This is a genomic window from Eubacterium barkeri, assembly GCF_900107125.1.
In the GTDB taxonomy this organism is placed as follows: Bacteria; Bacillota; Clostridia; order Eubacteriales; family Eubacteriaceae; genus Eubacterium_O; species Eubacterium_O barkeri.
Genome location: NZ_FNOU01000005.1, coordinates 63,383 through 82,162, shown reverse-complemented (window position 1 = coordinate 82,162; position 18,780 = coordinate 63,383). Strand labels below are relative to the sequence as shown.

Annotated in this window: 9 protein-coding genes; all 9 read left to right on the top strand. The window is 51.9% G+C overall.

Annotation, left to right across the window (positions count from 1 at the left end; all coding sequences use genetic code 11):
* The first annotated feature begins 36 nt into the window (after nt 1-36).
* The 9 genes from BLU30_RS04575 to BLU30_RS04535 all read left to right on the top strand — a co-directional run bounded on the left by BLU30_RS04575 (nt 37) and on the right by BLU30_RS04535 (nt 18,694).
* On the top strand, nt 37-3,204 hold the full coding sequence (locus BLU30_RS04575) for a prenyltransferase/squalene oxidase repeat-containing protein (protein WP_090243935.1): 3,168 nt from the start codon (nt 37-39) through the stop codon (nt 3,202-3,204).
* Nucleotides 3,205-3,250: 46 nt separating this feature from the next.
* Nucleotides 3,251-4,444 (top strand): DUF4430 domain-containing protein, encoded by a 1,194-nt coding sequence (locus tag BLU30_RS14485; protein WP_242873506.1) that lies wholly within the window; start codon nt 3,251-3,253, stop codon nt 4,442-4,444.
* Between the two features lie 9 nt (nt 4,445-4,453).
* Complete coding sequence (locus tag BLU30_RS04565; protein ID WP_090243933.1) at nt 4,454-5,398, top strand: energy-coupling factor transporter transmembrane component T; 945 nt, start codon at nt 4,454-4,456, stop codon at nt 5,396-5,398.
* Nucleotides 5,371-7,110: an ABC transporter ATP-binding protein gene (locus BLU30_RS04560; RefSeq protein WP_090243931.1), complete on the top strand. Its 1,740-nt coding sequence runs from the start codon at nt 5,371-5,373 to the stop codon at nt 7,108-7,110. Before BLU30_RS04565 ends, BLU30_RS04560 begins: the two co-directional genes overlap by 28 nt.
* Nucleotides 7,080-8,051 carry an ECF transporter S component gene (locus BLU30_RS04555; RefSeq protein WP_090243928.1) on the top strand — a complete coding sequence of 324 codons (972 nt, stop codon included), beginning with the start codon at nt 7,080-7,082 and terminating at the stop codon, nt 8,049-8,051. The genes BLU30_RS04560 and BLU30_RS04555 overlap by 31 nt, the downstream gene beginning before the upstream one ends.
* A 50-nt stretch (nt 8,052-8,101) precedes the next feature.
* Nucleotides 8,102-9,043, top strand: coding sequence for a dockerin type I domain-containing protein (locus BLU30_RS04550; protein WP_090243926.1), 942 nt, complete (start codon nt 8,102-8,104; stop codon nt 9,041-9,043).
* 16 nt (nt 9,044-9,059) lie between these two features.
* Entirely contained in the window at nt 9,060-13,469 is a 4,410-nt protein-coding gene (locus tag BLU30_RS04545; protein ID WP_090243924.1) for an outer membrane protein assembly factor BamB family protein, read from the top strand.
* 132 nt (nt 13,470-13,601) lie between these two features.
* On the top strand, nt 13,602-14,681 hold the full coding sequence (locus tag BLU30_RS04540) for a PDC sensor domain-containing protein (protein WP_090243923.1): 1,080 nt from the start codon (nt 13,602-13,604) through the stop codon (nt 14,679-14,681).
* Complete coding sequence (locus tag BLU30_RS04535) at nt 14,621-18,694, top strand: Ig-like domain-containing protein (protein ID WP_090243922.1); 4,074 nt, start codon at nt 14,621-14,623, stop codon at nt 18,692-18,694. The genes BLU30_RS04540 and BLU30_RS04535 overlap by 61 nt, the downstream gene beginning before the upstream one ends.
* Nucleotides 18,695-18,780 lie beyond the last annotated feature (86 nt).

The window sequence follows — 18,780 nt, the reverse complement described above, 5'->3', positions numbered from 1 at the left end:
ATCAAAAGAAAAAAAGAGACGAGAGAGGAGTGCGGGATGGAAGACGTCCAATGGGGAGGAAAAAAGGGAATTCTTCAGAGAAGTACACGGGTGTTGTGCCTTCTGTTGGTGGGGATCTTGTTAGTGTCCTCCGGGATTGCCGGAGTCCTGGCAAGTAGTGCCAGCAGCGGAGGAACCGCCATTATAACGGTGGAGCGGCAGAGCCTGGGACAGGGATTTTATCTGGAGCCCACATCCGTGGGGTTTGAGGCAGGAGAAGATGGTACGGCCATTGTTGAAAAGGCTCTGGAAAATAAGGGGGAAGTGTTGTTGGGCGGTAGTGGGATCCAATCCATTTCCGGAGCAGATACTGGCAGCGTCACCATACCGGAAGCTATACAGGCATTGACCACGGCGACCTTACCGACGACCGGCAACATGGCAGCAGCGAGCTCCCTAGGAAGTGGGGCTTACACCCCAGGGGGACATTGGGCCCTGACCCTGAATGGGAAAAGTCTGGAGAGTTTGTGGGAGTACAGCCCAATGGATGGGGACATCCTCCGAATCCGATACAGTCTTTTTGATGATGAAAAGGATTTGGCACTCTCTAAAAATGCGGGCGACGTGGATCGTATTTTAGAGCTTGTCGCCCAGACGGATCGTAGCATTGCGAATAATGATACAGCCTGCACTGCAGCGCTGGCAGCTCTTTCTAAAACGGATTTGAGTGGGAAGGAGGCCAGGGCCATTTTTGGTACCCTGGAAGATGCGCTTTTCGCTGGGGAAGCCATGGAGCCCACTGTGGCTCAGCCCACGGTGGGACCGACCTCTGAACCTGAGGACAAGGCAGAAGAAACAGAAAAAAAGGAGGCGGAATCCAATGCGGCGTTACAGGCTGAGCTTTCCGCTCAGGCTAAATCCCTGCGGGAAAGCGCCGGAACCAATGATATAGAGCGGATGATCAACACCAGCGCGGCGGCCATCCTCTCGGGGTTTGAACAAAGCCCGCCTGTGGTAGGCACCACTGGCGGGGAATGGTCCATCATCGTTCTGGCCCGGTCAGGATTAGGGAATCAGAACCTGTACAATACCTATTACAATAATGTCTGCCAGACGCTGATCGATAAAAAAGGCGTCCTCCACAAGGTGAAATATACGGAGTATTCCCGGGTGATCCTCGGTCTGACAGCTATCGGTAAGGATGTTACCAATGTTGCGGGGTATAATCTGCTCAGCTACTTATCGGATTTCAACAATGTTAAAAAGCAGGGAATCAACGGTCCCATTTGGGCACTGATCGCTTTAGACAGCCATGCCTATAAAATACCGGATAATCCGGAGGCCAAGACTCAGAATACCCGCCAGGCCATGATTGACTATATCCTGGATCGGGAAGTTGATGGTGGCGGGTGGACCCTGAATGGAACCAAAGCAGACCCGGATATGACGGCCATGGCCCTTTATGCCCTGGAGCCGTACCAGGATCAGCCCGCCGTTAAGGCGGCCTGCGACCGTGCCTTTAATGTTCTTTCCCAGGTCCAGGTTGCCCAGGGGGATGACGCCGGGGGCTATGCCACCTTCGGAACAAATAATTCCGAAAGCACGGCCCAGGTTATCATGGCGCTTTCCGCCTATGGCATCGACCCCGAAGTCGACAGCCGCTTTATTAAAAACGGCGTCAGCACCGTGGATGCGCTGAGCCAATACTACCTTGCGGATTCACCCTATGGTGCCGGCTTTATGCACATTAAGCCGGGAGGAGGGGATAATGGCGGTGCCGCCGCTGGCGTCCGGGATGCCATGGCCACGGACCAGGGGATGGAAGCCCTGATCAGCCATCAGCGGGTATCAGAAAATAAAACCCAGATTTTTGATATGACGGATATCGACATCGAGCCAGCCGTGGTGATGGGAATGTACCTTAATGCAGAGGAAGGGGTTTTCGCATCTGATAAAGAATCGAAGGTCAAGCTTACCGCCAGCATCGATTCCACGGGGATACCGGATATCAGTGCCGTCACCTGGAGCGTGGAAAACCACACCAGTGAAAAAACGGCAGAGGTCGATGCCGAAGGGAATGTCATCGTCCATGCCAGCACCTTGAGTGCCGCGGAGCTTGCTGCCGTGGGAATGGCAGAAGATGCGTCCCGGGCGACGGTGACGGCATCTGTGACGGTGGATCATACCCGTACCTTAACCGCCACCTACGAGATTTACCAGGGGTTGACGCCATCCGGCATTCAGGAACGGATTCAGAATCTACCCTCCCCGGGAGCCTTTAAGGCGGCAGATCGTGATGCGGTCGTCTTCGCCAGCCGGGCCATCGCACAGCTTACCCCGGCGGAAGCCGCCTATCTGGACAAGACCCTGCTGACCACGGCGGAAAAACAAAAGTTAGCCTATTGCCAAATGGCGGTGAAGAACATCAACCAGCGGGTGATTCAGACCTATTCCGATGTGGATGGAAGCCGGGTTTACCCCAAAACCTTCACCATTTACAGTGATCTGCCCTGGTATGTGGCACTGAGCGTGGAGAATCCGGATGAAGAGACCGTGAAGAAAATTGAAAGCACTCTGGGTAATCGGGAAAACCTGCTCCAGGCCAATGGGATCACCCTCACCAATACTTTGGCAGATGATCCAACAACGGCCTATCACCCAGTGGACCCCATTAAAATTCAGATGGAGGTGCCTGAAACCAGTAAATCCATGCTGGCGGGGGTCAAGGTCAATGGCTATACCATTGGTGATGAGGTGGTGGCCAAGGCCACCAATATGACCATCTCTGTGGATCGGCGCTATGTGACCTTTGAGATGACGGATACCGGTATTTTCGGATATGTCTCAGAGAACAAGGCCATGGTGACGCCAGGAGGTTCAGGGGGTTCGTCCATTGGGACCGGATCGTCTGCGAGCAGCGATGCCGGCGCCAGTGGAAGCTTCATCAGTACGAGCAAAAGCACAAAAACCACGGGAACATCAGGTAAAATTGTAGATCACGGCCTTACCTTAGGGCAATCCGGCATTGGCATGGTCGATATTACAGGAACCGGGAAGCTGAAAACAGGGACAGATACCTTGACCTCCTTCTGGTATGAGCTGGGACAAAAGGTAAAAGCCGGAGCGGCGCCCTTCGCCATTGGCCTGGGGACCATGGCTGTCCTTTACAGTATTGGCCTTTTGATTGCCATTGAGGTCCGCCACCGGAAAAAATTAAAAATGTAGAATCAGGCCGTAAGTGGCCAAAGCACAAAAGAGGGAGGATGTAAAAATGAAAAAGAAAAAGATTTTTGGGGTGCTGTTGTCGCTGTTCATCCTGTTCGGGATGGCCGGCATCCTTGCCGGGTGCGATAATCCGGTAACCACTGTCAGTAATGCCGGGGGGAAAACGGAACAGTATGCCTATCCAGAAGGCGGAATCATTAAAAAAGCTTTCTTTGACGAACTGAAAAATACGGTCAATACAGATATTTACCCCGGGACGGTGGATAATGTCAATTATGTCTGGACCTTCAATGGCGCGGATATTTCCACCCCCATGGATTTCAATATCGCCATGGGGCTGAATAACGATGCGGCCACCCAGGTTCAGGCGGCCACCAGCTCCGTTCAGGTCCAGGGCTTCAACTTTGCCGATAACCCCGGGGTTCCCGGAAAGTATAACCTGCGGCTGGTCCTGCCCACCAAGTGGGAGTGCCAGAGCATTGATCTGTACAATTTAGACGGTACGAACCTTAATAAGGTGGGGACCGTTAAAATGGATAATAGTACTGAAACCACCCAGGTCAACTTTGGCCTTACCGTGGCCAAAGGACAGTTCTACCTCGTGTCCAGCACCCAGGTGGAGGGGGAAACCCTGGGAACGGAAACCGTGGTGCTGACCGATGAAGAAAAGGCGGCAGCCAAAGCTGCGGGACAGGCGAAGAAGCAGAACATCATCGATGAGGACGCCAATTATTCCGGTGCCATGGACGGCTATAATACCCAGCTGGATAAAATCCCCTCGGGGCAGCCTGGCCCGGTGGAGCCGGCCAATGTCACCATTGATGAAGGCACCACCAAATACTGTACCCTGGAGGTACGCTGCGATAATATCTGGAAAGCCCAGTATTATCCTTACCTCAATCCGGAAAAGGAACCCTATCAGCCCAAGGATGGCACCATCTTCGCCTATAAGCAGGTGGCCTATCATCCGGGTGAGATGGTCTACGATGTGCTGGCCCGGGAAATGCGCAACGCGGGCATCCAGATGGAATACAGCTACACTCCCATTTACGGTTCCAACTATATTGAAGGCATCAACAACCTGTACGAATTCGACTGCGGCGAGCTTTCCGGGTGGATGTACGAGGTCAATGGCTGGTACCCCAATTACGGCTGCAGCCGCTACCTGGTCAAAGAAGGGGATACCATCACCTGGAATTATACCTGTAACCTGGGGGCAGACCTCGGCCAACACTTTTAGGGTGGCACGATGGAAGATGCCTTCTCAACCTATCATCCGGTCATCAATTTCTTTTACTTCGCGGTGGTCCTGCTGTTCTCCATGTTTTTCAACCACCCGGCGTTTTTAGTGATCTCATTGCTGGGGGCGGTGATTTATTCCCTGGTTCTGCTGGGGACCCGCCGCTCCCTGAAATTTAATCTGGTGGGCATGCTGCCCATGCTGTTCTTAGTGGCCCTCATCAATCCCCTGTTTAACCACGGGGGAGTGACCATCTTAGGTTACTGGCCCACAGGTAATCCCATGACCCTGGAATCCATTGTTTACGGGATAGTCATGGCCGTCATGTTCATCGAGGTCATCGTTTGGTTCGCCTGCTACAACACCATCATGACCTCGGATAAATTCATCTATCTCTTCGGACGGGTGATTCCGGCGCTCTCCCTGGTACTTTCCATGGTCCTGCGCTTCGTGCCGAAATTCAAGGCCCAGCTGTCCGTCATCACCCAGGGGCAGAAATGCATCGGTCGGGATATCGGTGCCGGCAATGTCTGGCAGCGGGCGCGCAATGCCATTAACATCCTGTCCATCATGGTGACCTGGGCCCTGGAAAACGCCATTGACACCGCCGATTCCATGAAGGCCCGGGGATATGGATTAAAGGGGCGGACCAGCTTCTCCATTTTTACCTTCGATACCCGGGACAAATGGGTGGGGGGCATCATGCTGGTCCTTTTCCTTATCGTCACCGGTGGGGTGATGGGTGGCTTAGCCTACGCCTCTTACAACCCGGTCATTAAATACTCGGCCTTCACCCCTCTGTCCATCAGCGTTTATGTGATTTATCTGGTTTTCTGCCTCATGCCGGTCTTTGTCGATGTGGCAGAGGGCATTAAATGGAAGCAGCTGACTAAAGGTGCAGCTGCCAGCGAAAGTAAGGAGCAGCCATGGCATTATTCGATATCCAACATCTGACCTTTAGTTATCCCGAAGCCGAAAAACTGGCCCTTGATGATATCAATCTTTGTATTGACCAGGGCGAGTTCATCGTCCTTTGCGGGGCATCGGGCTGTGGGAAGAGCACTCTGCTGCGCCATTTCAAAACTGTCCTGACGCCCCATGGCGACCGGGATGGCCAGCTGATCTTCAATGGGACACCCCTTACAGCGGTGGATGATCGCACCCAGAGCGCCCAGATTGGCTATGTCCTCCAAAGCCCGGATAACCAGATTGTGACCGATAAGGTTTGGCATGAGCTGGCCTTTGGGCTGGAAAGCCTGGGGTATGACAACCAGACCATCCGCCTGCGGGTGGCTGAGATGGCCTCCTACTTTGGCATACAGGACTGGTTTATGCGGAATGTGACCGAGCTTTCCGGGGGACAGAAGCAGCTCCTTAACCTGGCCTCCATCATGGCCCTTCAGCCCAGCCTCCTGATTCTGGATGAGCCCACCAGCCAGCTGGACCCCATCGCCGCGGCAGACTTCTTAGGCACCATCAAAAAGCTCAACCGGGACCTGGGGACCACCATCGTTTTATCCGAGCATCGGCTGGAGGAAGTCCTGCCGGCTGCTGACCGGGCGGTGGTGATGGACGGCGGGCGCATCGTCGCCTGCGATACCCCGAGGCGGGTGGGCAGCCACTTAAAAGCCATGGGCCACGATATGTTCGTGGCCATGCCGGCCCCCATGCAGATCTGCGCCGGGGTGGCCGATGATTTAGAGGATTGGCCCATCACCGTCCGGGAGGGTCGGCGATGGATCGATGGCTATTTAAAGGATCAGCCCATCGGTATCGATGCTGTGGCGGAAAGCCCCCTGCCCGAATCAGCCATCCCCCAGAAGGGCAAAGAGCCGCTTATCAGCATGAAGGAGGTGTGGTTCAAGTACGAGCGGCACCTGCCGGATGTGGTCCGGGGCCTGAGCTTCGACATCTATGCAGGGGAAATGTTTTGCATGGTGGGAGGCAACGGCACCGGAAAATCCACCACCCTCTCCCTGCTCTCCGGCATCCGGGAGCCCTATCGTGGAAAAATCAAGCTCAAGGGGACGCCCCTGAAAAAATACGACCGGGTGGCACTTTACCAGCAGATCCTAGGGGTCATGCCCCAAAACCCCCAGAGCCTTTTCGTTAAAAAGAATGTGGAGCTAGATTTATATGAAATGCTCAATGAAAAAAAGCTGTCCATTGATGAAAAGGATGCCCGGGTGGATGAAGTCATCGGGCTCACCCATTTGGAGGATTTACTGGCCCGGCACCCCTATGACTTAAGCGGCGGGGAGCAGCAGCGCCTGGCCCTGGCGAAAATCCTTCTCATGAAGCCGGAGGTTTTGATTCTGGATGAACCCACCAAGGGGCTGGATAACCACTATAAGCTGGAGCTGGGGATGATCCTGAAAAACCTGCAAAAAACCCAGGGAGTCACCATCATCATGGTTTCCCACGATGTGGAATTCTGTGCCCGGTTCGCCGATCGGTGCGGATTGTTCTTCGACGGCAGCCTGGTGACCACTGGCCGCCCCCGGGAATTTTTCGCGGGCAACAGCTTTTACACCACCTCGGCCAACCGCATGAGCCGCCATCTGTTTAAAAACGCCGTGACGGCGGAGGATGTCATTGCGCTGTGCCAGGAAAATGCTGCAGGGAAGGAGGCACCATGGGAACAACCGAAGCTCATCGCCCTGTAGAGAATGCACCGGTGCGCAAGCGCCTCCGGGATAACCGCCCGACGAAGCAGAAAATACTATTGGTCTGGTCGGCCATCCTCCTGGCCTGTGCCGGCGGAAGCTGGCTCTGCTTTACCTACCTGGGGAGCAGTAAGTACTATTCCAGTGTCTTTATGTGCTTCATCTTCGTGGTCATCGGAACCCAGTATTTAAAACCCCATGTGGATGCCGGGCCGCCGGTGGCTGCACCCAAGGACCACCGCATCGGAAAGCGGACCTGGCTGTGTGCTGCAATGATCCTGGTGGCTATTCCCCTGACCATTTGGGCGGGGATCCGCTTTGGGGGCGACCGGAAATATTATATCGTCAGCCTGGCCATTATCATTGAGACCATGATCCCCTTCCTGGTCTCCTTTGAGGGGCGGAAGCCCCAGGCCCGGGAGCTGGTGGTCATCGCCACCCTCTGTGCCATCGCCGTGGCCGGCCGGGCCGCATTTTTCATGCTTCCCCAATTCAAACCCATTATTGCTTTTGTCATCATCGCCGGGGTCTGCTTTGGCGGGGAGTCTGGCTTCTTGGTAGGCGCGGTCACCGGCTTCGTGTCCAATTTCTTTTTCGGACAGGGGCCCTGGACACCCTGGCAGATGTTTGCCTTCGGCATCATCGGGTTTTTAGCGGGTATCTGCTTTAAGCGGGGGTGGCTGGGTACCAGTAAGCTGCCCTTATGCATTTTTGGCGGGATAACGGCCCTCTGCATATTTGGACCCATCATGAATCTGGCATCCGCCTTGATGTGGTCCAAGTCCCTGAGCTGGCCGGTGGTCTTATCCTACCTGGCCACGGGTCTACCCTTTGACCTGGTCCATGCCATCGCCACCATCTTCTTTTTATCCATCTTCTCCCAGCCCATGATTGAGAAGCTGGAACGGATCAAGCTGAAGTATGGATTGATGGAGGAATAAATGATTTTGAAAAAAACCAAATATAGAAATAATGGAAGGAAGGGTAATTTATGAAGAATTGGAAGAGGATTCTGTGCTTAGGCCTGGCGGTACTCCTGCTTTTAGGCGGCTTAAGTCCGTTGGCTTTTGCGGAGGAGGGGACAGCGGATCAGGTAACGGTCTGTCTGACCGTCGAAAAATTCACCTTAGGGAAAGGGTACACCATCGAGCCTACCCTCATTAAGGTCCCTAAGGGGACGCGTGTCTCGAAAATTGTTACGGATCGGTTAGGCCAAGGAAATTATGAAAATACTGGCACCATCGACAGCAGCTTTTATCTGGCCCAGATAAAGGATGGCGATCCAGCAGTGGGCGAAATCCCAGATTGCCCCCAGTATATTAAAGCGGCAATCGCGGCCAAAGGCGGAACCCTGGATGCCCAGGATGATGGATGGCTGGGAGAATTCGATTTTTATAATATGTCAGGCTGGATGATTTCAGTCAATAACAAATTTATCAATACAAGCGCATCAGATGCCCTTGTTGATGAAGGGACCGTCATGCGCTGGCAGTTCACCGTTTATGGCTATGGTGCGGATCTGGCCGAGCCCCAGGATTGGAGCTCAGCAGAACCCCTTGTCGTGGCGGCCAATAAGGATGCCCTGACCTGGCGAGTGGCGGAAATTAATGCCATGAGTGATAAAGCCTCGGTTTTAAGCTATGGTGAGAATCAGAAAAAGTATGATGATGCCATGGCGCTGCTGAAGAATATCGAATCCAAACAGGCCGATGTGGATGCAGCACTAGCGAACCTTAACCATTTAGATGAAGCCTCTGCTGTCACCGGGGATGCGGATGGAGACGGCTACGTGAATGTCAGTGATCTTAGAATCGTGAAATCCAACTTTGGCCAATCGGTCCAAACAGGGCAAAATGGCGATGTCGATTTTGACGGTTTTGTCAATGTATCCGATTTACGAGTGGTAAAATCGAATTTTGGAAAACAGATTTAATTAAAAGGAGATCAGAATGAAAAAAAGAATCTTAGCGGTATTAATCATTTGCCTAATGGCGCTGTCAGCCGTGGGGATATCGGTGTTCGCTGCGGATCATTCCAAAGCGACCTTAAAAGTCGACAAATCCAGCTACAGCCAGGGGGAAACCGTTCCGGTTAAGCTGATTATTTCAGATACGGGATTTTCAGATGTCGGGGTGATGCTTAAATATAATACTGAAAAGCTGGCACCTGCTGGGGCCGGTTTAAAAGATAATATCTCGACAAGTTACTATTCAAGCGCCGATAAAACTGGCATTTTTGACGACGATGAAGACTATATGTACCGTCAGAATGATACCAATGGCACCCTTGGTTACTCGTTCAGTATTGCAGATAAATCAACCAATTCCCAGGTTTTGACGACCACGAATGAAACGCCTAATTATCGTTATATTGATGCGTCATCAGAAGGTGGATATCTCGTCGCAACCTTTAACTTAAAAGCAAAGGCAGATATTACCCTGGGCGATGGAGACCTTGGATTCCAGAAAGACCCAACAACCAGTAATAGGGATATCCTGGTTACACTGGGAACAGCTAAATTAGACACAGCGGCAAGCGTATCCATCCCTGAGGCACCAAAGCCCGCCGGCACCGTCCACGTCACCGTCGAAAATCAAAAGGCAACGGCGGCAGAGGGTGCGGCTTTCACCGGAGTACTGGTGGACAAGGATGTGGAGATCACATCTACTTCCACGGTGTTAAGCGCCGTGCAGACAGCCCTTGGCGATTATACCCTGGAAGAAAATGGTGGGTACATCTCTAAAATCAATGGTTTAGGCGCAGGCGTTGGTGCCGACTATGCCGGCTGGATGACCACCATTGAAGATTGGTTTACCAATAACCCCCTCAATCAATATACGCCGGCGGATGGCACCTTAAAGGATGGCCAGCAGATTAAGGTCGTGTATTCTAAAACCGGCGGAACAGATGTTGGCGGGGATTGGAGTAATAATACCAAAACCCTTTCAGCCCTCACAACCGATGCTGGCACATTAAGCCCGGCCTTCGATGCCGGAACAAAGAACTACACCTTAAACATTCGGGCAAGCGTATCCAGTGTGAAAATCACACCTACCGCCGCCAATAAGAATTTCCAGGTCCACACCTATCTGGGAACCCAGACAGAAGGAAAAGAATACCTCAGAAGCCAGGCCATCCCTGTTGAAGATGGCAGTATCATTACCATCGTTGATGGCGATCCCAGCTGGCCTTCTATGAATAATGGCGAATATAGTGGCGGTGAAAAGGTCGCCGCAGAAACCTACACTATTACGGTGAAGGAAAAGAAGGCGCCCCGCTTGACCATCACCACCACACCAGGCGATGCCGTAGTGAAGGTCTATGATGCCAAAGGCGCAGAGCTCAAAGCTTCCAGTGATGGCAGCTTCGAAGGGGCCTTTGATTCCCAGACCTATACCTATACGGTGACCAAGACCGGCTATGTGGCAAAAACCGGAGATGTTCCGGCAGCTGGTGGCAGCCTGACAGTCAACCTGGAAAAAGCAGCAGCCAACCCGGCCTCCGTCAGTGCCGATTGGAAGAACTTCCGGGGAAATGACCAGAACAATGGTATTACCACGGCCAAGACACCGAAAAGCGCTGATGGTGCGGCACTGCTTTGGTCCCAGAAACTGGGTACCGGCTGGAGTGCATCTCCAACTCCTCAGATCATCGTAGACAATACCCTCATTACCGGAGTCAACAAGAATATCTACAAACTGGATTTACAGACCGGTGCGGTCCTGGCAAAGGGCAACATGGTCCAGAGCCCCAGCTTTGCCTATAGTGCTCCGGTTTATGCGGATGGGATGATCTTCATCCAGTTGGGCGGAGGAACCGTCCAGGCTTTCAATGCCACCACCCTGGAATCCCTCTGGGTGTATACCGATCCCCTGAAGGGACAAGCCCTTTCTCCCATCACCTATGCTGATGGCTACCTCTACACAGGATTCTGGAATTCTGAAGCAAAGGATGCAAACTATGTCTGCCTGAGCGCATCGGATGAAGATGCCAGCAAGACCGATGAAGCGAAAACGGCTACCTGGCGTCACACCCAGGCCGGTGGATTCTATTGGGCGGGTTCCGTGGTCGTCGGAGATGCCCTCATCATCGGGACGGATGACGGCGCCAATGGCTATAATGGTGACAGCCATCTATTGGCACTTAATCGGATTAATGGCGATTTAATCAGTGATACGGTGCTCACAGGAATGGGCGATCAGCGATCCACCATCACCTATGACGCAGGGAAGATTTATTTCACCACGAAAAACGGCTACCTCTGCCGTGCGGATGTGGATGCCCAGGGCAACATCACGAACCTGACATCGAAGAATTATCCGGAAATCGGTGGACAGAGCACCAGTACGCCAGTCGTGTACAAGGGCCGTGTCTACTTCGGTATGGGTGGCGGTGTCGGATCTGCCGGCAAATTCGTCGCCTGTGACGCCGGGACACTGGATAGTATTTACACCGTAGATTTAGTAGGCTATCCCCAGTGCTCCATGCTTTTAAGCACCGCCTATGAAGAAAGTAATGGCAATCTCTATTTCTACTCGACCTATAACATGAATCCTGGCGGCATCGCCATGATCGAAGCCAAAGCTGATGGAAGCAGTGCTAAAAAAGTGGATCTCTATGATGCCAAGGGCTTTGCACAATACTGCATCTGCAGCATCATCGCTGGAACCGACGGCACCTTATACTACAAAAATGATTCCGGGAACATTTTGGCCGTTGGCTTCTCTGCCGTCGGTAAACTGGAAGCGGAAATCGATGCCCTCGGCACCATTACCCTGGACAGCAAGGCCGCCATTGAAAATGCCGAAGCCAGCTATAAGGCCCTGAGCGCAGAAGAACAGGCACAGGTCACGAATTACCAGACTCTTCTGGATGCCCGCAGCACCTACGACGCGCTTGTTGCGCTGAAACAGGCAAAGGAAACCGCCGGTACTACCTTGGAAAGCTATAAATCCGCGGATTTATACCGGGATGCTGAAAAAGCGCTCTTAGCCAATGCCATTGCTGATGGAAAAGCAGCCATCAATCAGGCCACTGATTTAGAGGGGGTCAATACGGCTTTGGCAGCAGCCAAGACCACCATCGATGCCATCAAGACCGATGCCCAGTATGACATCGAAGAAGCCGCAGACTTAAAAACGGCTCAGGATGCCGCCATCGAGGAACTGAAGAATTATAAAAATAAGGCGGATTATCGTGATGCAGAACAGGCACAATTAGACCAGACCATCCAAAGCTATAGCGAACAAATCCGTGCCATCACCATTGAAAACAACGATTTATCCGGAGCGAAAGAAAGAGTAAAAACAACCTTAGCTTCCGGGAAAACCGCCCTGGATACCATCAAGACCGATGCCCAGTACAAGGTGGAAGAAAATCAGGCAGCCGCAGCGAAAATCGATGCACAAATCGCCGCATTGCCCGCCGCAGACCAGCTGACTTTGGAAAACGAAACGGCAGTAACAGAAGCCCGGACCGCCTACGAAGCGCTAACCGCTGACCAGAAGGTCTATGTGAAGAATCTGGAAACCCTCAAGGCCGCCGAAGCTAAAATATCAGACCTCCAGGCCGAAGCGGAAGCCAAGCCGGTCATTGATAAGATGTCCCAGGCCATTGGCGCCATCAATGAAAAATCTGAAACGGCACTGGATGCTTATAATGAAGCCATAACCGCTTACAATGCACTCAGCCCAGCAGCGAAGGGTAAAGCCGATGCCACCAAATCGGCCATGGACACTGCTTTAAATACGATGAGTGCGAAACAGCACACCAAAACAGCGGATGTCACGACGGAAGATGGCAAAAAGCTAGCCGCTGCCATTAGTGATAAGGACGGCAAGATGCTGCCCCTGAACATCGCGCTGGAAGAAATCAAAACAGTGACAACGGAAAATATTGAAAAAGCCAAGGCTAAGCTCACCGGGAAGGACCTCGTCCTGGGAATCGGCATCAGCATCAATGAAGATCAGATGACGGATGATCAAAAAGCAGAATTGGCTAAAAATGGCTATCAGGTCACCATCTCCTGTGATTTGACCGGTTATAAAACCGAATCCATCAAGGTGGCCCATGTATTGAAAGATGGTAAAGTTGAGATTCTGGATGCCCAGTATGATGCCAATGCCAAAACCGTGACCTTCATCACCAAGAGCTTCTCTGACTTCATGGTTATGGCGGAAAAATTACCAATCGAGAATACGGCTGGGGCCGGAAATATTGCGGCCGATGGCACGAACTCGACTAAAAATACAGCGACGGGTATCACAGAAGGAAATTTAAATACCGCCTTTGCAGGAATATTGATTTTTGCCGCTGTCTGTGGAATGGCAATTTTGGTTCGGAAACAGAAGCAAGATTAAAGGAAACAGTGAGCGGTAGGTTCATTTTATAATGAGCCTACCGCTTCGCTCGAGATGTCTTAACACCCCCTTCTCGAGGAGAAGGGAAAAAGGTAAGTAATAGCATAAAAAAACAACGTGAATGGAAGGGAAATGGATAGATATATGAAATCAATCAATATCGTAGGGCGGACACTTTTGTGTTGGCTAGTGATAATCGGGGTGGCTGTCTTGTCCTGTGGGACAATTTTGGTAGCTGCGCCTCCAGCACGGCCCATGCTTTTTCTGGAGGATAGTGACAATGCCAGAATTCAGACCGTTTATCTGAGTACGGATGGCGAGGAAACTCAATATTCTGACCTCAAGGCTGTGGTCACCCGCCCTGATGCATTACAAGATACACCCATAGTATGGGAGAGCAGCAACGCAGCAGTAGCGACAATTGAAAAAACGGATCACTATGAGCCGGGAAGTACAAATACCATAAAGGCCCTTGCCGAGGGTGAAGCAACCATTACGGTAAGCTGTGCCGGGGAAAGTACCTCTGTAAAGGTCATCGTGAAAAGTGTAGAAAACATCATGGCAAGAATGCGTGAATTATCCAAAGTTCTGCCAGTGGAAGAAAAAGATTTCAGCTCAGCTGATTTTGAAAATGCAAGGGAATTTTACAGTTTTGGATGTGCCATTGGTTCAAAACAGTGTAAGTTATTGAGAAAGGAAACTCCTGAGCTCGATGCACAGCTCGGGTTTGGTTTGTGGTATGATTTCCCGGATTTCATACAACTCTATGCGTCCAGCTATCCAGATTCCGGAGCGATGTACGGTGCAAGCAGCGGAAAAGATTACACATCGGCCAAAAGCTGTTTGCAGGAAATGAAAAAGGATTATAGCTATTATCCTTCAAGCGCACAGAATAGCCTGGACACACTTCAATCCAAAGCAGATGCTATGGCGGGAATGATTGCCAAGGATGCTTCCAAGGCGGAGTTCAAAACAGCGCTGACGGAGCTCAACACCCGCACACAAGCACTGGTCGTTGAGCTGATCGATGCTTTGCCAGGCGTGGATAGTTTAACTTTAGCGGATGAAGAGGGTGTGATTATTGCACGAAATGCCTACACGGCATTAATCCGTGTGAATCGATCAAATTTCAACGGGACAAAGCTGAAAAAATGGCCGATGCAGAAAAAAAGATTGCAGAGCTTAAGCAGGTGGTCGATCCAGATAGCGTGACGGTGACGCCTTCCGAAGCAACACTGAAGGTCAGCGGCAGGACGACGTTGGTGGCTTCCGTCTCTCCAGAAAACGCGAGTGATCAAACCGTTGCATGGACCTCTGGGGACGAAGCTGTTGCCAGCGTCAACGATATGGGGATTGTCACGGCAAATGCAGTGGGAAAAACGACGATTACCGCAGAAACCGTGAATGGTAAAACAGCAAACTGTATCATCACGGTGGAGGAGGGTAAGATTCCGGTTACTGGAATCACCATAAATGAACAGGATCAAAGCCTTGTTATGGGGAAATCCCTTCAATTGACGGCGACGGTATCTCCCCAAGACGCTACGAATCAAATGGTTGAATGGCGCAGTGGGGATACGGCAATTGCCATGGTCGATGCCAATGGACGGGTGACGGGTGTAAACACGGGCACCACGACGATTACCGCAGCATCGGGCGATATCGTCGGGACAACCGTAGTGACCGTCGATGCCAGATCTGCTGTTCAGACACCTCAGGTATATTTTCAGTACAAGAATGGTGAGATACAAGAAGTAGGGGAGGATGGCCAGTTCGTTCTTGAACAAAGTGACCAAGGCCGCTTTGTACTAGAAGGTAGCCAGGCAACCCCGTACTGGAAGAATACAGTGGATCCGACAAGTGGAACCAGTACCTTTAATATCTTTGCGGGAACTGGAGAAGTCATGTTGAATAAAACGGGGACTGCCACGGGTTGGGTCATTGATGAAGGTACTCTTTACGGGGAAGAAACACATATTGTCGATTTCCAGGTGAAGATCATCCCCAGCACCATCGACGTCTTGTATGCTTATGTAGATGGTGTCGAAATGGGGAAAACGCCACTTGCCCTTACGGGGAGTGAGACCAAGACCATCGTTGTCAAGGGGCGCAGGGCCAATAGTCAATTGTTGGTCGATGTTCCCTTTTATGCGATTACCTGTACCAGTGATTCATCAAATGTGAATTTTGGAACGAGCACAAAAAATACCGCCTTTAATCTATCGGGATCAGGCAGTGCGAAGATTACTGTCAGTTTACTCAATACGGCGGTTAAAAAGCAGTTCGATGTTGAAGCAGCGTATATTAATGTTACAGATATGGTAGTCACGACGCAGGACACTTATTTCATTGATGATTGGAATCCCAATGGAAATGAGTACACAGGGATCTATAACAGTGGTATAGGGCAGCGATACGATGTTCAGGTCAAACCCGATAATGCGACTAACCGTGGCGTGACATGGACGAGCTATGATCCGGAGATCGCTTATTTCAAGGTCGAGCATGTAAATGGATTTTTGCCGGTCAAGGCAGGCACTGCGCATTTTACCGTCACGAGTAATGCTAATCCGGCGGTGAAAAAAGATGTCGTAATTCGCTTTGAATATAAAAACAAAGCGACAGCCGTAGCCGTGGATCAGAGCGAAATCAATTTGGTGATTTCGGAAGGGACAAAAACACTGCCCATCACTTTCAGCCCAGCCAATAGCACTGAGCAGCGTATGGATTGGACTTATAGTGAAGCAGGCATCGTTCAGGTCCAGAGCGGGATCGAAGCAACGAATGCTTATAAAAAAACAAACCATACCATCACCCCGCTCAAAGAAGGAACCGTAACAGTAACGGGAACCCCATGGGATACGACCGGTGGAGCGCAGCCTGTGAGCTTTACGGTGACAGTGACAGGCCAGGCTGTGGAAGTCGATGTCGATGCGTTAGTCAAGGCTGGTATTGAAAGCGGCCAGAGCTATCTTTCGGGTGAAGCCATTGGAAAAAACGCCTATGGTAATGAATGGAACATCTTTGCATTAGCCCGCTCTGGAGTGACGGTATCAGAAGAAAACATTCAAGCTTACATTAAAAGCGCTTCCGGAAAAGTGGCCGAAGCATCCTTTGGGAAAAAGTCCACGGATATCTCCCGGGTCATTTTAGCCATGGAGTCCATCGGCTACGATGCGTCTGATGTCCGTGGCGTCAATCTTTATGACAAATTATATAATTATTCCGATCAACTCGCAACCATGGGGTCCAATGATGTGGCTTTCGCACTGATCGCCCTCGATGCAAAAGGGACGATCGTACCCGAAGGGGCAAATTGGTCCAGGAATCGTCTGCTTGAAACATTGTTGACGTATCAGGATGAAGTCGGCGGAGGCTTTACTCTTGGGGGTACCGGTTCAGGCAGTCCGGATATGACTGCAATGTGTCTCACGGCTTTGGCACCCTACAATGATGAAGCCCACCCGGCAGTTCAAACTGCGGTTACGAAGGCTTTGGACTATCTTAAAACGACAATGGATAACGCAGCAGGATATGGGAATAGCAATAGCGATGCTCAAATCATCACAGCATTATCGGCATTGAAGCTGGATATAGCAAAGGCAGACCATGGATTTACTGTAGCGGGTGCGAATCCCATTACCAGTCTAGAGCGTTATCGCATAGAATCTGGAGGCTTTAAATACTTACTGACTGACCAACGGCCCAATGAAATGGCTACCCAGCAAGCGACCTATGCGCTCGAAGCCTATCGTCGCATTAAAGCCGGGGCTGTCAACTTATATGATTTGAGTGATGTTCAGCGTCGACAACCGGCAATGGATGAAGCCGTACAGGCCGTCATCGCGAAAATCGATGCCTTGCCGGAAGCCGCAGATTTACAGCTCACCGATGAAACCGCCCTGGCCGAAGCAAAAGCCGCCTTCGATGCCCTCACCACCGCCCAAAAGGCCCTGGTGGATGACGCGCATCAGACCAAGCTGAGTGCCGATGTTACGAAGATGGCGGAACTCAAAGCCGCCGCAGAGCTGGCCCAGGCCAAGACCGATGCCCAAACCGCATTGGCAGGCTATAAGGATCAAGCCGATTACCGGGCAGCGGAGCAGAAGGAAATGGCCGAAATCATCACCGCGGGGAACACCGCCATTGATGTCGCCGCCAATAAAACCGACATCGCCGCAGCCTTAAAGGACGCCCAGCAGAAGCTGGATGCCCTAAAGACCGATGCCCAGTATAGGGCAGAGGAAGCGAAGGCGCTGGCCGATGCGAAAACCGCCGCCATCGCAGACCTGACAGGCTATAAAAAACTGGCAGATTACCGGGAAGCCCAGCAGGCAGAGCTCACCGCTGCCATAACGGCAGGCACCAACGCCATTAACACCGCAGCGGATCAGGCCGGGGTCACCCAGGCCCTGACCGATGCCAAGACTGCCCTGGATGCCATTAAGACCAATGCCCAGCTGACCGAGGAAGAACGCCAGCAGGCCATGGCGGATGCCAAAGCCGCCATGGAGACGGCCAAGGCGAAGGGCTTAACCCAGGCGGATGTGGACGCTGCCCGTGCCGCCATTGATAAACTCGATGCGGCCACTCAGGCAGAAATGAAGGCAGACCTCGACAGCTTTAACACCGTTGTGGAAAAAGCAGAAGCCGAGCGCCATCAGCCCACCCTGGCCGATGGGACCAAGGTCACAGCCGATGGCCTGACCTTGGATTACAAGCTGGTCCTTGATACGGCAGACACTGGGAGTGCAGCGATTGCCCAGGAAGCCAACACCGGCATGGATGTGGTGCTGCCTCTGGCCATCCATGTTGAAGATTTAAAAGGAAATACCGTTGATCAACCCATCACCATTACCATCAGTGCAGATCTTAGCGCCTATGGCGATAACCCGACGGTGAAGATCGCCCATATTAAAGATGGAAAGCTATTGGAAAACCTGGCCGGAACCTACAATGGGGCCAAGAAGACTGTCACCTTTAAGGTATCCAGCTTCTCAGACTTCATTCTGTTAGCCCAGAAGGCGGGCAGTACGGAGCCGGTGAATCCCACGCCTGGCACACCGGGGACGGATAATGGCAATAGCGGCAGTATCGGAGCTACCGGGAATACCAAAACCGGGATCACCGGAGACACCAGCACAGTAACGGGCACCGTCATCGCATTGGTCCTCCTGGCAGCCACCGGTGCCGTTATCATCATCGCCCGCCGGAAGCACGTCTAGGAAAGTAGTATTGAAATAACAGCGTAAGAAGCGAAAGCCCCGTTATCATCGCCAATGATGTCGGGGCTTTTTAGGAAAAAGAGGCT

Excerpts from the sequence above, each read along its gene's own strand:
- BLU30_RS04575 (WP_090243935.1), top strand. The coding sequence starts at position 37 with ATGGAAGACGTCCAATGGGGAGGAAAAAAGGGAATTCTTCAGAGAAGT.
- BLU30_RS14485 (WP_242873506.1), top strand. The coding sequence starts at position 3,251 with ATGAAAAAGAAAAAGATTTTTGGGGTGCTGTTGTCGCTGTTCATCCTG.
- BLU30_RS04565 (WP_090243933.1), top strand. The coding sequence starts at position 4,454 with ATGGAAGATGCCTTCTCAACCTATCATCCGGTCATCAATTTCTTTTAC.
- BLU30_RS04560 (WP_090243931.1), top strand. The coding sequence starts at position 5,371 with ATGGCATTATTCGATATCCAACATCTGACCTTTAGTTATCCCGAAGCC.
- BLU30_RS04555 (WP_090243928.1), top strand. The coding sequence starts at position 7,080 with ATGGGAACAACCGAAGCTCATCGCCCTGTAGAGAATGCACCGGTGCGC.
- BLU30_RS04550 (WP_090243926.1), top strand. The coding sequence starts at position 8,102 with ATGAAGAATTGGAAGAGGATTCTGTGCTTAGGCCTGGCGGTACTCCTG.
- BLU30_RS04545 (WP_090243924.1), top strand. The coding sequence starts at position 9,060 with ATGAAAAAAAGAATCTTAGCGGTATTAATCATTTGCCTAATGGCGCTG.
- BLU30_RS04540 (WP_090243923.1), top strand. The coding sequence starts at position 13,602 with ATGGATAGATATATGAAATCAATCAATATCGTAGGGCGGACACTTTTG.
- BLU30_RS04535 (WP_090243922.1), top strand. The coding sequence starts at position 14,621 with ATGGCCGATGCAGAAAAAAAGATTGCAGAGCTTAAGCAGGTGGTCGAT.